Genomic DNA, 12,470 nt, shown 5'->3' on the forward strand with positions numbered 1-12,470 from the left:
GCCGGGCGCTTATTTAGCGAGCGTCTGATACGGAATGAAGTCTCCGTACGAGCAGCTTCCCGACGGGAAGCCGCTGCCGCGGTCGACCATATTGACGATTTCGCCACGGCAAATCTGCGAGCCGCGCACGTTGGTCACCAGAATATAATCACTCCGTAAAAACGGGCATTTACCCAGATCGTTTACATAGCTCAGCTTGCTGTTGACCCGGTAAACAATAGCGTTGCGAAAGGTCGTGCTATCACGCGTATCGGTCACTGAGATGCAGCTACGTGGCTTTCCGGCTATTTTGCCCGCAATCGCCTTTGCAAAGGCCGTGTCGGGACCCTCATCGCGAGCGGCAACCGTCGTTGCACAGGCCGACGCCGCCAGCAAAATCGCGGTCGAAAAGATACGCATCATCATCGAACGTCTCCTCTACCCTTTGAAACTGTCCTTCGCCGCTCGCCGTTCCGCCAACTGCGCAACACTGGCCGCGCGCATGAAAGGATTTGTAGCACGTTCCAGACCGATCGTCGTCGGCACAGTAGCTTCACCGTTCGCACGCGCCGTATCGACCCGCTTCATCCGCGCGGACAAGTCCATATTGTCGGGTTCGGCGACCAAGGCATAGCGACCATTGCTCTGCGTATATTCGTGCGCGCAATAAACGGCGGTTTCGTCTGGCAGCGCCTCCAGCTTGCGCATATTGTCGAACATCTGTTCAGCGGTTCCTTCGAACAGTCGCCCACAGCCCATGGCAAACAGCGTATCACCGACAAACACGGCCTTCTCTGTGGGCAGAGAGAAGGCAATGTGCCCCGCCGTGTGCGCTGGCACATCGATAACCGTCGCTTCGATCTTCCCAAGCCGCACGATGTCGCCCCCGGCAACTTTCACGTCGAGGGTCGGGATACGCTCCGCCTCTGCCATCGGCCCGGTGACTGTGCAGCCGGTTGCCGCCTTGATCTCGGCATTTCCGCCGGTGTGGTCGGGATGCCAGTGGGTGTTCCAGATCTGCGTGATCTTCCAGCCGCGACTTTCGGCTTCCGCCAATACCGGGGCCGCAACCGCGGGATCCACGACCATCGTTTCATCCGATGCCGCATCGTGAACCAGCCAGATGTAATTATCGCTCAAAACCGGGATACGGACTATTTCAAGACTCATCACCAATGCCCCGTATTCGGCATGGAAAGCCACGGCTCAGCCGGAGCCAGACGACCATCCTGCAACAATTCGACTGAGATATTATCGGGGCTGCGCACAAACGCCATGTGCCCGTCGCGCGGCGGGCGGTTTATCGTGATTCCATTGTCCATCAGGCGCTGACACGTCGCGTAGATATCATCAACCTGATAGGCGAGGTGTCCGAAATTACGCCCTTCGCCATAACCGGCCTCGTCCCAGTTGTGCGTCAGCTCGACCTGCGCCGCCTCATCGCCCGGTGCCGCGAGAAAGATCAGCGTATAGCGGCCAGAGGCATTATCCATCCGATTGACCTCCTCCAGCCCCAGCAGCTCGAAAAAGCGAATTGTTGCGGCAGGGTCCGATACCCGGATCATCGTATGGAGATATTTCATACTGCCGATATAGGTTTACTGACCCAGTCTAGCCAGCGCCTCTGCGGCCGATTTCCCCGAAATACTATCGGGCGCGTTTTTAACCGCCGCTGTCCACGCTGTGCGGGCGGCATCTTCATGCCCAGACAGCAGCGCGATATTCCCGGCCTCCAGCGCGACAGAAGCATCGTCGGGCGAGCGCGCTGCTGCTTCGGCAATGTCCGTCCGAGCGCGTGGCAAGTCCTGCATCTTGCGGGCAAGCGTCGCCGAAAGCAGCCAGCCAAGCGGGTCGGCTGGAACCAGTTTCAGTGCTGCATCCAGATCCACTCGCGCACCCTTCAGGTCGCCCAGCGCCGCCAGCGCCCGCGCCCGATCGAGATGCGCCTCGCCTCCGGCATCGCCGATCAACTGACCGCGCGCCAACGCCGCATCAAGGAAGGATCGAGCCTTTGCAGGATCGTTCGCCGCCAACGCCGCATTGCCCGCCTGCACCCAAAGAATCGCCGCGCGGCCATCTCCCGTCGTTTCCGCGAGCCTTGCCGCACCCTCGAACGCAGCGGCAGCAGCCGGCCAGCGCCGTTGCTCTCCATAAGCCAAGCCAACACACTGACGCGCCAGCACTCCACCACCCTTGAGCTGCCAGCTCGACGCCTGATCAAGCGCCTTGGCCGGATCACTGTCGATCATCGCGACACATGCATCGTACCGCGCTTCGTCCGCGCCAGGGGCGATAACAGGCGCGGCGGCGGGCGGTCCGGCAGCGGCGGCGGCAAGAACTAAAAGCAAGATCATGAAAACTCCGGCAGGGCTTCGATTGTCGCGATCAGCAGCGCAATATCCTGCGGTCGCGACAGACGGTGATCGCCGTCCTTGACCAGTGTGACCTGCACATCCGCTGAACGCAATTGCCCGGCCAGATGCGGCGAGTGATGCCACGGCACATCGACATCGCGCTGACCATGGATCAACCGGACGGGCGCGTCGATGGCGATCGCGTGCTGAAGCAGGCGGTGCGCCTCACCCGACTGCCAGAACGCACGCGTCGTTATCAGGGGCGGCCCATATTCGGAATGTTCGGCAACCTGACCATCGCGGAGCAGCACCAGTTTCTGGTCCTGTGTAAAACCCCAGTCGGTAAAATCGAGAGCAGCCGCCAGGCCGATCAGCGCGGCGACCCGATCCGGTCGGGCCAGCGCCGCCAGCAACATGATCCACCCGCCCATCGACGACCCGACCAGGGTCAACGGTCCCGGCACGCTGTCGATCACCAGCAGCGCATCGCTCAACCAGTCGGCAAGCGTCTGGTCGGCAAACGCCCCTTCGCTCACCCCACAGCCACCATAATCGAACCGCACAAAGCTGCGGCCAGTCCGCTCTGCCCATGCGTCGAGCGCGACGGCTTTGGTTCCGGCCATGTCGGATGCGTAACCGGGCAGGAAAATGATGGTCGGTCCTCGCCCGGATCGGGAGTGTACGGCGATCCGGGTGCCGTCGGCGCGGTTCAGATCACCCATTCGATTGCCAACATTTCGGCCAAGTCGCGTTTCGCCCCGCGCTTTTCCACCATGATCTTATGGAGTTTCCGAATCGTGTCGCTCGCACTCGTCTGGCAAAGGTTTGGGAACACCGCGTGCACCAGTGCCTTCGAACCGCCGATCAACATCTCGATCCCAAAGTGCGATGCGACTCCGAAATGCTCCCAATAACCCTCGCCCACGGTGCGTGGGTGAGCGAGAAAGATGCGGCGAATCATGTTTTGGCTCCATGGTGGGTTGGGGCGTGAGGAGGTTCGACTTCCGGTGCTACGGGCGCGTCGTAAGCACCCTCCCATTTGGCGACGACCGCCGCCGCGACGGCATTGCCGACGACGTTGGTCGCGCTGCGCCCCATGTCGAGGAAATGATCGACGCCGAGGATGAGCAGCAGTCCCGCCTCCGGGATTTTGAACAGGGGCAAAGTTGCAGCGATCACGACAAGGCTGGCGCGCGGCACTCCGGCGATGCCCTTCGACGTCACCATCAGCACCAGCAACATGGTGATTTCCTGCGTCAGCGTCAGTTCGATGCCATAGGCCTGCGCGATAAAGATCGCCGCAAACGTCATATAAAGCATCGAACCGTCGAGGTTGAATGAATAGCCGAGCGGCAACACAAAGCTGGCGATGCGGCGTGGCACTCCGAACCGGTCCAACGCCTCCAGCGTGCGTGGATAGGCGGCCTCCGACGATGCTGTCGAAAATGCCACCAACAGCGGTTCACGGATATAACGAACGAGGTATTTGGCGCGTGGCCCAATGAACACAAACGCCGCGCCGATCAAAACGCCCCACAGGATAACCATGCCGAGGTAAAAACTGCCTATGAACTTTCCATAGGTGAAAAGGATCGAAAGCCCCTCCTTGCCGACGACCGCCGATACTGCGGCAAATACCGCGAACGGCGCGAACCGCATAACATAGGCGGTGACCTGAAGCATGACCTCAACCAGAGCATCTACACCGCGAACGATGGGTTTTGCCTTCTCCCCGACGGCGGTGATCGCGACCCCGATAAACAGCGAAAAGACGACGATCTGGAGGATTTCATTGTTCGCCATCGCGTCGAAGATCGACTTGGGGAAAATGTGCGTGATGAAATTGGAAAGCGTGAATGTAGTCTGCTCAATACCGCTCGATGCAGTGATCGGCGGGATGACGAGGCCAACGCCGATGCCGGGCTTCAATATGTTGACGAGGATCAGGCCGAGGGTCAGCGATGTCAGGCTCGCAGTCAGGAACCAGCCGATCGACCGCCCCCCGATCCGTCCCAGCGCCGCTGTATCACCCATATGCGCGATGCCCGCGACCAGCGTGCCGAACACCAGCGGCGCGATAATCATCTTTATCAGGCGCAAGAAAACGTCGGTGACGATGCCGAAATAGCCAGCAACCTCCGCCAATCGTACAGGATCGGAAATCGACCGGTTGATCGCGAAGCCGACAATGATGCCCAGCACCAGCGCAATCGATATGTAGAGTGTCAGCCGCTTTGCCATAATGCTCCTGTTCAGAGACAGTCTTAGGACGCGGAGAGCGTGTCCAGCAACCCGGCAGCGAAGGTCGATAAAGTATCGTCGCGCGCACCCATGATGACGATGCGATCGCCGGGTCGGGCCAGCGCCATCAAACGCGCACTTATCTCAGGACGCTGAGCAATATGTTCCGCTTGTGGACCGACCATCGCCACCAGAGTGTCGCTACCAATGGACCGATCGACGGTACCACCGAAATAGGCCGGATCGCTGACGATCAGGCGGTCATCGGGCTTCATGTTCGCAATGAAGCTGTCAGCCAGTTCGCGGCTCATCAATTTCAGGGGACCATAGCCGTGCGGTTGGAAGAACAACAGCAAGCGGCCGGGGAAAGCATGGAGCGCGGTCAGCGTAGCAGCGATCTTATCGGGATTGTGCCCGAAGTCGTCGATGACCGTGACGCCATTGGCGGTCCCAACCAGATCCATGCGGCGACGGAGACCCGAGAACGACGCGAGCGCTGAAATAGCCTTCGCCATCGGAACGCCCGCGAGCATCGTTGCTCCAATGGCAGCCATCGCATTGGAAACATTATGGCGACCGGGAACAGCGAGCCGAGCCGCCAGTGCCTCTCCCGAACGGTGGTCGGTAACTTTGAAATCCACACCGTCCGGGCGTTCGGCAATGTCCCCGGCGGTAAGGTCCGCAACAGCGGTCAAGCCAAATGTCACAGCGTTATCAGGTGAGATAGCCACCGCCTCCGCATTGTCGGCATTCACGACGCAGGCCTCGGCACGCGTCAGGAAATCACCGAACAAGATGCGAAGTTCCTCCATCGACTTATGATCGACGGCGACATTGTTCAGTACCGCAACCCCTGGACGATAAAGCGCAATCGACCCATCGCTTTCATCGACTTCGCTGACGAACAAAGCGCCAGCCCCAACCCGCGCGCCGCTGTCGAAATCCTTCATCACCGCGCCGTTCATGATCGTCGGATCGCGACCCGCCTCGGACAATATCCAACCGATCATACCGGTAACGGTGGATTTTCCACTGGTGCCCCCGACCGCGATACTCACCGACGCCGCGTTGAAAAGTTCGGCGAGCAGTTCGGCCCGGCTCAATCGTGCGCAGCCCAGTTCGGTTGCGCGGACGATGTCGGGAACAGTCGCTTCGATCGCGGCAGAGGCGATGACGATCTGGTCGGCCGAAACCACACCACTACCGTCTTGCGCGAACAGTGCGATGCCCTGCGCGCGCATCGCTTCGAACTTCGGCCCAATCCGTCCCTGATCGAGCGCCCGGTCCGAACCGGCAACATGGTGGCCCGCTGCGGCGACGATCTGGGCAAGCGGCATCATTCCAGAGCCGCCGATCCCGCAAAAGAAATATGATTTTTGCACGGCCAACCCATGCCGACTGTCTGTTACGAAGTCGAGCAGCCTGTCTCGACTTCGCATCCTACAAACGGCAGGGTGGCATAATGATGGGGCGCAAGATGCGGATCGCGGTCGTGGGACCAAGCAACATGCTGGCGCACGATGTGCCGCCACGCATCGCTGCGCTGGCAGACCAGCGCTATGGTGCCGATGCGCCCGAAATCGCCTTTCACCCCCAGTGTTTCATGTCGGACGGCCATTTCGCGGGTCCAGACAGCGCGCGCGAAGACGCATTGGTCGAAGTCGCAAATGACCCGGACGTCGATGCGGTTTGGTTTGCGCGCGGGGGCTATGGCGCGAACCGAATCGCCGAACGCGCGATTGGTCGGATGGGCGACGCGGCCCGGAACAAACCCTTCCTCGGCTATAGCGACGCCGGATTTGTTCTCGCCGGACTGCTGGCAAAGGGCATCGGCCGACCGGTTCACGGGGCGATGCCTGCCGATATCAACCGGCCGGGCGGGGAAGCAGCAGTTGCACGGTCACTCGACTGGCTGATTGCAAACAGCGCACGTCAGAACACGCAGGATGCGCAGAAGTACGCAGCGTTCAACCTGACCGTTTTTTCTCAGTTGCTCGGCACTGGTTTGCAGCCTGATTTGAGCGACCGCGTGCTGATGCTGGAGGAGGTGGATGAACCGATGTACCGGATCGACCGCAGCTTTTTCCATGTCACAGGGAACGTCGCGGTTCGCAAAGCTGTCGGACTGATGCTCGGTCGCTGCACACCGATCACCCCGAATACGACCGAATTCGGCATCGATGAAGTCGCCGTCGCACGACACTGGTGCGACGTATCGGGCATTCCGTATCTGGGTCGCGCCGATATTGGGCATGACGCCGACAACAAAGTCGTCGCGTTCGGCTAAACCCGCAATGCAGCCTTTGCGTCGTCGCAATCGCGGGCAATCTGGGCTTTCAGCGAATCCAGATCATCATATTTCGCTTCGCCGCGCAAAAACTCGATCAGTTCGACTTCGACCTCGGCACCATAAAGATTACCGTCGAAATCGAAGAAATACGGCTCGAGCAACTCTTTCGGCGGGTCGAACGTCGGCCGGACGCCGAGGTTGGCAACGCCATCCAAGACGCGACCGTCGGGAAGACGACCACGGACTGCGTAAATCCCATACCGTGGCCGCAGATAATCGCCCATGTCGATGTTGGCAGTCGGAAACCCAAGTTCACGCCCAACCTTGTCGCCATGTTGCACGGCATTCTGAACCGCAAACGGACGCGTGAGCAGTCGTGTCGCGGACCGACAATCTCCCGCCTGCAACGCCTTGCGGATTCGGCTCGATGAAATTGCGCCCTCGGCATCACGAACGGGATCGACGGTTTCACAGTCCATCCCAAGCGGTGGGCCCAATTGCTTCAATGTCGCGACCGAACCCCGCCGGTCCTTGCCAAAGGTGAAATCATTGCCCGTAACGACGCCCGTCGTGCCCGTTTGCCCGACCAGCCAGTCGCAAACGAACGCTTCGGGCGTGACGTTGGCCAGCATCTCGTCGAAGCGCAGGACGAGCATTGCGTCGGCTCCGGCAGCCGCAAACAGGCGCTGACGCTGATCGAGCGTCGTCAGTCGAAACGGTGGCACTTCGGGTCGAAAGTAATGGACCGGATGCGGATCGAACGTCGCGACGATCGCGGGACGCCCTTCCGCGCGCGCAAGATCGACGGCTCGCCCAACCACAGCCTGATGGCCGAGGTGGAATCCGTCGAAATTGCCGAGCGCAATTATGCCGCCGCGTAGGGAATCAGGGACATTCTTGCCCCCTTCAAGCCGCTCCACCAGACAATCAGAACGGGACGTCGTCGTCGAGATCGCTGTCGAACGCCGCCGGACGACCATCGCCGCTGGTTCCGCCGCCACGGGCGCCACCGCCACCGAAATTGCCGCGTGGCGCACTGTCCTGATTCCAGTCGCCGCCGCCACCGCCCGATGATCCGCCGCGCTCACCGCGTTCACCGAGCATTACCAGCGTGCCGTTGAAGCGTTCGAGCACAACCTCGGTCGTATATTTGTCGTTGCCCGACTGATCCTGCCACTTACGCGTCTGAAGCTTTCCTTCGACGTAAACTTTCGAACCCTTTTTCAGATATTGTTCGGCCGTCCGAGCGATGTTTTCGTTGAAGATCTGGACATTGTGCCACTCGGTCTTCTCACGCTTTTCGCCGCTGGCCTTGTCGTTCCAGTTTTCGGACGTGGCGAGCGTGAAGCTCACGACCTTGCCACCGTTTGCGAAGCTGCGCGACTCTGGGTCCTTGCCCAGATTGCCGACGAGAATAACTTTGTTGACGCTGCCAGCCACCGGGATCTCCTATAGACCGGCGAAGACCGCCAGCCAGTATGTTGCTCCGGCTGCGATATAGGCCAGCGCGAAGAGATACAACAGCATGAAGCCCGGCCATTTCCAGCCATTGGTTTCACGACGCACGACGGCGATGGTCGAAATGCACTGCGGCGCGAATACGAACCAGGCCAGAAACGCGAGCGCGGTCGGCAGCGACCATTTGCCACGCAGCGATTGTTCCAGCGTCTGGTCGCGCTTTCCCTCGTCGGGAGTGTCGATCGCGTTGACGGTAGCAAGCGCAGAAACAGCCACCTCACGCGCCGCCATCGCGGGGATCAGCGCCAGCGCGATATCGCGGTTGAAACCGATCGGCTTCACCACATAGGCAAGACCGTTTGCAATCTGACCGGCGATACTCTGGCTGACCTGCGTTCCCGGCGGACTGCCGACCGGCGCGCGTGGAAAACTCAGCAAAGCCCACAAAACAATGGTCGTGAACGCGATGATCGTGCCCGCGCGGTGGAGAAACGCATAGGCGCGGCTCCACAGACCAAGCGCCAGATCGCGCGGGGCCGGCCACTGATATTTTGGCATTTCCATCATAAAGCCTTGCGCCGGCCCCTTGGTAACCGTGCGCCGAAGCAGCAGCGCCGCGAGCAACGCGCCGAGGATACCGGATAGATACAGTGCGAACAGCACCAGCCCCTGCAAACCGATCCCCAGCCCCACGCTGCGCGCCGGGATAAAGGCCGCAATGATGACCGCGTAAACCGGCAGTCGCGCTGAACAGGTCATCAACGGCGCAATCAGGATCGTTGTCAGCCGATCCTTCGGATCATCGATCGTCCGCGTCGCCATGATTCCGGGGATCGCACAGGCAAAGCTCGACAGCAGCGGGATGAAGGCCCGGCCCGAAAGTCCGACGCGCGACATCAGCCGATCCATGAGGAAAGCCGCGCGCACCATGTACCCCGATGCTTCCAAAACGAGAATAAACGCGAAAAGAATCAAAATTTGCGGCAAAAACACGACCACCGCGCCCACGCCCGCGATCACACCATCCACGATGAGCGATCGAAAAATCGTGTCGGGCATCGCTGCGATGACCGCATCCTGCAACGCTTTCATCCCGCCATCGATCATGTCGGCGGGAACCTGAGCCCCTGCGAAAACCGCCTGAAACATGGTGAACAGCAACAGCGCCAGAATGAACGGCCCCGCAATTGGATGCAGCACAACCCGGTCGATCGATTCAGTCCAGCGATGCGCCGGATTGTTTTCGACAGTGACGCTCTGCGCAATCCGCCGGGCATGGCGCTGGCGGTCGATCAACGTGTCGGTGGGTGTGCCCTCGCCTGCCCTCAGGCGTACCGCTCCCTCGCCCAACAATGGAGACAGCGCAGCGATCAATTCCTCCAGTCCACGTTTTCGAACGGCGACCGTCGGTATCACCGGCACCCCCAACGACTGGCTGAGCGCAGGCACGTCAATCGTCAGTCCGTCACGCGCTGCAAGGTCGAACATATTGAGTGCGATGACGATGGGCAGGCCTAGCGCGATCAGTTCGAGCGCAAACCGCAGATGATTGTCGAGGTTGGATGCGTCCAGCACCACGATGATTGCCGAAGGGAGCCGCTCCCCCTCCTGCACCCCTAACACAACATCCCGCGTAACCCGTTCATCAGGGCTGGATGGCGTCAGGCTGTAAGTTCCCGGCAGATCGACCAGTTCGACTGGCCTGCCATCGGCCAGCGAAATGCGACCTGAGTGTCGCTCGACGGTGACGCCGGGATAATTACCAACCTTTTGCCGCGCGCCCGTCAGTGCATTGAACAGTGCCGACTTCCCCGCGTTCGGGTTGCCGACGAGCGCCACCATCGGCAGAGTAGTATTCGCCGCCACAATCGGCATCGCAACGTTCATGCGCGTCGGCTCATGATAGAGGCGCGACCGATATCGCGGCAGCATGAGCGCGCCGGATCGCCACCGTCATCCGACCGATTCGCACCGCGATTGGATCGCGAACCATGAACCCCGCGCCGTGCAGCGGTTCAATGGCGACGCCCTCATCGAAACCGAGTTCACGCAAGCGGCGTCCGTCGCGCTCGGACAGCGAATCCCAGTCGATCGCGGTAATGGTCGCCTCATGCGAAAAAGGAAGATCGTCGAGATGCACTGCGACTGATTATCAATAACCCCGCGTTCCGCTAGTCACTTCGGTATATTGGCCGTTAACCTTTCTATCATATAGGTTTAGCAGCTTTGATGTGGGGTGACGGTGGGCGTCGGCTTAAAAATTATCCGATTCTGGGTGTCGCGGGTTGCTGCTTCGCTGCTTTTCGCCTGCGCTTCACCTGCACTTGCAGCGACGTGCGCACCCGCGACTTCCGCCGGAACCGCAGCGGCCAGTTGGCAAACCTATTGCTGGCTCGATTTCAGTTCGTATGTCGATGCGACCGCACGTTCGGCGTCTGGGCAAAACTTTTCGATCACGCTCACCGACGGTGCCACGCTTACCTTCAACCTGAAGGCGACCAGCACCGGCGCAACTGCGGTTACGGCAGTGGCTTCGCCGTCGTGGAGCGGCGCTGCGGTGGGTAACTCATCCTTCCTCGGTATCCCTGGTAAACCGGTACTATATACCAATATCAACGATACGACCGTCGTCCTGACGATCTCCAAGATTACGATCACGCCACCAGCGGGGGTGACTGCAGCGACATCCTATGCGGTGGTTGCCGCCGATGCCGAATCGACAAACGGAGCCGAATCGCTTTCGTTCACGACAAACGGGGGCAACTGGACCCTCCTTGATTCAGTGCCGGCGATCTCGGGCAGCGCTTATCCCGCGATGACGAATAGCGGCACGACGTTCACTGAAACAGGCGCAGACGGCAATGTCGGCGGCTATATTGTAGGGTCGAACAATCCGACGACGGTGACGACCACGCTCGTTGCAGGCGGACTACAGGGGGCTATGTTCGCCGTCCGCTTTGCATCGCTGGCGCTGAATAAAACGATCACCGGCGTGCGTTTCAATGCCGCGGACCAGTTTACTTATCGTCTTGCGACCACATCGAGTGGCGCGATACTGGCCTCCGGGACAACTTCAGGCACTGCGACCGGACCATTTGCCAATGCGACCGTCAGCTTCGCTTCCGCGCTTCCCGTTACGATCAGCGAAGTCATGGCAACGGGCAGCGTCGGTACGCTGGCCAATTACAATTCCAAACTGACGTGCACCAACGGCAACGGCGCTTCGACAACCGTGCTGCCAACGAATGTGACTACGACATCGTATAACTTTGGGGGACTGGCGTTCGGTGACGCCGTTTCCTGCAAATTTACCAACGCCGTGATCCCGCGACTGGCACTAGCAAAGGCGTTGGGGGGGGCGCGGGTCTTCACCGCCGACCAGTTTGCCATAAACCTGACGACTGGTTCCACGACGACCGCCACCACGACCACGACCGGCACAGGTTCGACAGTTACAAACGGTGCCATTCCCGCCACGGTCGTTTCCGCTGGCACCGCCTATGGCCTTGCCGAAGCGGCCACGGGGACGACAGTTCTGACGTATTATACGGCGGGTATCGCATGTACGAATACCTACACCGCCTCACCTACCGTGTTGCCGACGACGCTGCCCGGGACTGTAACGCCCGGTTATGGCGACAATATCAGTTGCACAATCACCAACACGCCAAAGCCAGCGACGGCGACGCTGACCGTCGTTAAGACATCGACGGTTGTCTCGGATCCGGTCAACGGCACGACGAATCCTAAAGCTATCCCGGGCGCTATCGTTCGGTATGGGGTAACGGTCACCAATACTGGGACGGCGGCTGTCGATGCGAGCACGGTTGTCATCACAGATCCGCTCCCCACCGGTATAAGCCTCTCGGTCGCTTCCCCAACAGTTGCATTTACCGATGGCACGCCGATCAGCGGTCTGCTCTTCAACTCGGCAACAAACGTCACTTATTCGAATCAGGCAGCAGGGGGAGCACCCTTTACATATCTACCAGTGGGCACGGGTTACGACGCGGCCGTCAAAGGCATTCGGATTGCTCCGACAGGCACGATGGCCGGAACGACGGCAGCAGGGTCACCCAGTTTTACAGTCACTTTCCTGACGCGGATAAATTAAAGGCGCCGCGTTTCCGCAGCGCCTCAATTTTACC

General features: G+C 60.1%; 14 protein-coding genes. 2 read left to right on the forward strand and 12 right to left on the reverse strand.

What is annotated here, in order from left to right; translation table 11 throughout:
* Positions 1 to 9: 9 nt before the first annotated feature.
* The 8 genes from D3Y57_RS10435 to D3Y57_RS10470 are packed head-to-tail and all read right to left on the reverse strand — an operon-like array spanning position 10 to position 6,013.
* Positions 10 to 405: a hypothetical protein gene (locus D3Y57_RS10435; RefSeq protein ID WP_121152927.1), complete on the reverse strand. Its 396-nt coding sequence runs from the start codon at positions 403 to 405 to the stop codon at positions 10 to 12.
* A 12-nt stretch (positions 406 to 417) separates the two neighbouring features.
* On the reverse strand, positions 418 to 1,149 hold the full coding sequence (gloB, locus tag D3Y57_RS10440; RefSeq protein WP_121152928.1) for a hydroxyacylglutathione hydrolase: 732 nt from the start codon (positions 1,147 to 1,149) through the stop codon (positions 418 to 420).
* Positions 1,149 to 1,562, reverse strand: a complete 414-nt coding sequence (locus tag D3Y57_RS10445) for a VOC family protein (protein ID WP_121152929.1) — start codon at positions 1,560 to 1,562, stop codon at positions 1,149 to 1,151. Before D3Y57_RS10445 ends, gloB begins: the two co-directional genes overlap by 1 nt.
* Before the next feature lie 15 nt (positions 1,563 to 1,577).
* The gene (locus D3Y57_RS10450; RefSeq protein ID WP_121152930.1) at positions 1,578 to 2,333 is read right to left on the reverse strand and encodes a tetratricopeptide repeat protein; all 756 of its coding nucleotides are present in this window, start codon (positions 2,331 to 2,333) and stop codon (positions 1,578 to 1,580) included.
* The gene (locus D3Y57_RS10455) at positions 2,330 to 3,055 is read right to left on the reverse strand and encodes an alpha/beta fold hydrolase (protein ID WP_121152931.1); all 726 of its coding nucleotides are present in this window, start codon (positions 3,053 to 3,055) and stop codon (positions 2,330 to 2,332) included. The genes D3Y57_RS10450 and D3Y57_RS10455 overlap by 4 nt, the downstream gene beginning before the upstream one ends.
* Positions 3,043 to 3,294: a DUF6356 family protein gene (locus D3Y57_RS10460; protein ID WP_121152932.1), complete on the reverse strand. Its 252-nt coding sequence runs from the start codon at positions 3,292 to 3,294 to the stop codon at positions 3,043 to 3,045. The genes D3Y57_RS10455 and D3Y57_RS10460 overlap by 13 nt, the downstream gene beginning before the upstream one ends.
* Positions 3,291 to 4,574: a dicarboxylate/amino acid:cation symporter gene (locus D3Y57_RS10465; RefSeq protein WP_121152933.1), complete on the reverse strand. Its 1,284-nt coding sequence runs from the start codon at positions 4,572 to 4,574 to the stop codon at positions 3,291 to 3,293. The genes D3Y57_RS10460 and D3Y57_RS10465 overlap by 4 nt, the downstream gene beginning before the upstream one ends.
* A gap of 23 nt (positions 4,575 to 4,597) precedes the next feature.
* Positions 4,598 to 6,013 carry a UDP-N-acetylmuramate--L-alanine ligase gene (locus D3Y57_RS10470; RefSeq protein ID WP_121152934.1) on the reverse strand — a complete coding sequence of 472 codons (1,416 nt, stop codon included), beginning with the start codon at positions 6,011 to 6,013 and terminating at the stop codon, positions 4,598 to 4,600.
* A gap of 23 nt (positions 6,014 to 6,036) precedes the next feature.
* Here D3Y57_RS10470 and D3Y57_RS10475 point away from each other — a divergent pair, with 23 nt between their 5' ends.
* Positions 6,037 to 6,861: an LD-carboxypeptidase gene (locus tag D3Y57_RS10475; RefSeq protein ID WP_121152935.1), complete on the forward strand. Its 825-nt coding sequence runs from the start codon at positions 6,037 to 6,039 to the stop codon at positions 6,859 to 6,861.
* Here the strand turns inward: D3Y57_RS10475 and D3Y57_RS10480 are convergent.
* From D3Y57_RS10480 to D3Y57_RS10495, 4 genes are read right to left on the reverse strand one after another with little or no spacing between them, the layout of a single operon-like run.
* Positions 6,858 to 7,784 carry a bifunctional riboflavin kinase/FAD synthetase gene (locus tag D3Y57_RS10480; RefSeq protein WP_239026067.1) on the reverse strand — a complete coding sequence of 309 codons (927 nt, stop codon included), beginning with the start codon at positions 7,782 to 7,784 and terminating at the stop codon, positions 6,858 to 6,860. The genes D3Y57_RS10475 and D3Y57_RS10480 overlap by 4 nt on opposite strands.
* A gap of 7 nt (positions 7,785 to 7,791) precedes the next feature.
* Entirely contained in the window at positions 7,792 to 8,304 is a 513-nt protein-coding gene (gene ssb / locus D3Y57_RS10485) for a single-stranded DNA-binding protein (protein WP_121152936.1), read from the reverse strand.
* 9 nt (positions 8,305 to 8,313) lie between these two features.
* A complete protein-coding gene (gene feoB / locus D3Y57_RS10490; protein ID WP_239026027.1) occupies positions 8,314 to 10,209 on the reverse strand; it encodes a ferrous iron transporter B in 1,896 nt (631 codons plus the stop codon).
* Positions 10,210 to 10,219: 10 nt separating this feature from the next.
* Complete coding sequence (locus D3Y57_RS10495; protein WP_121152937.1) at positions 10,220 to 10,462, reverse strand: FeoA family protein; 243 nt, start codon at positions 10,460 to 10,462, stop codon at positions 10,220 to 10,222.
* A 102-nt stretch (positions 10,463 to 10,564) separates the two neighbouring features.
* On the opposite strand from D3Y57_RS10495, the gene D3Y57_RS10500 reads away from it, so the two are divergent.
* Complete coding sequence (locus tag D3Y57_RS10500) at positions 10,565 to 12,436, forward strand: CshA/CshB family fibrillar adhesin-related protein (protein WP_121155757.1); 1,872 nt, start codon at positions 10,565 to 10,567, stop codon at positions 12,434 to 12,436.
* Positions 12,437 to 12,470: the final 34 nt, after the last annotated feature.

The organism is Sphingomonas paeninsulae (genome assembly GCF_003660165.1).
Classification (GTDB): Bacteria; Pseudomonadota; Alphaproteobacteria; order Sphingomonadales; family Sphingomonadaceae; genus Sphingomonas_O; species Sphingomonas_O paeninsulae.

Coding starts and splice junctions, on each gene's coding strand:
- D3Y57_RS10450 (WP_121152930.1), bottom strand. CDS start 2,333: ATGATCTTGCTTTTAGTTCTTGCCGCCGCCGCTGCCGGACCGCCCGCC.
- D3Y57_RS10445 (WP_121152929.1), bottom strand. CDS start 1,562: ATGAAATATCTCCATACGATGATCCGGGTATCGGACCCTGCCGCAACA.
- D3Y57_RS10475 (WP_121152935.1), top strand. CDS start 6,037: ATGATGGGGCGCAAGATGCGGATCGCGGTCGTGGGACCAAGCAACATG.
- D3Y57_RS10455 (WP_121152931.1), bottom strand. CDS start 3,055: ATGGGTGATCTGAACCGCGCCGACGGCACCCGGATCGCCGTACACTCC.
- feoB (WP_239026027.1), bottom strand. CDS start 10,209: ATGAACGTTGCGATGCCGATTGTGGCGGCGAATACTACTCTGCCGATG.
- D3Y57_RS10435 (WP_121152927.1), bottom strand. CDS start 405: ATGATGATGCGTATCTTTTCGACCGCGATTTTGCTGGCGGCGTCGGCC.
- D3Y57_RS10465 (WP_121152933.1), bottom strand. CDS start 4,574: ATGGCAAAGCGGCTGACACTCTACATATCGATTGCGCTGGTGCTGGGC.
- D3Y57_RS10460 (WP_121152932.1), bottom strand. CDS start 3,294: ATGATTCGCCGCATCTTTCTCGCTCACCCACGCACCGTGGGCGAGGGT.
- gloB (WP_121152928.1), bottom strand. CDS start 1,149: ATGAGTCTTGAAATAGTCCGTATCCCGGTTTTGAGCGATAATTACATC.
- D3Y57_RS10470 (WP_121152934.1), bottom strand. CDS start 6,013: ATGCGAAGTCGAGACAGGCTGCTCGACTTCGTAACAGACAGTCGGCAT.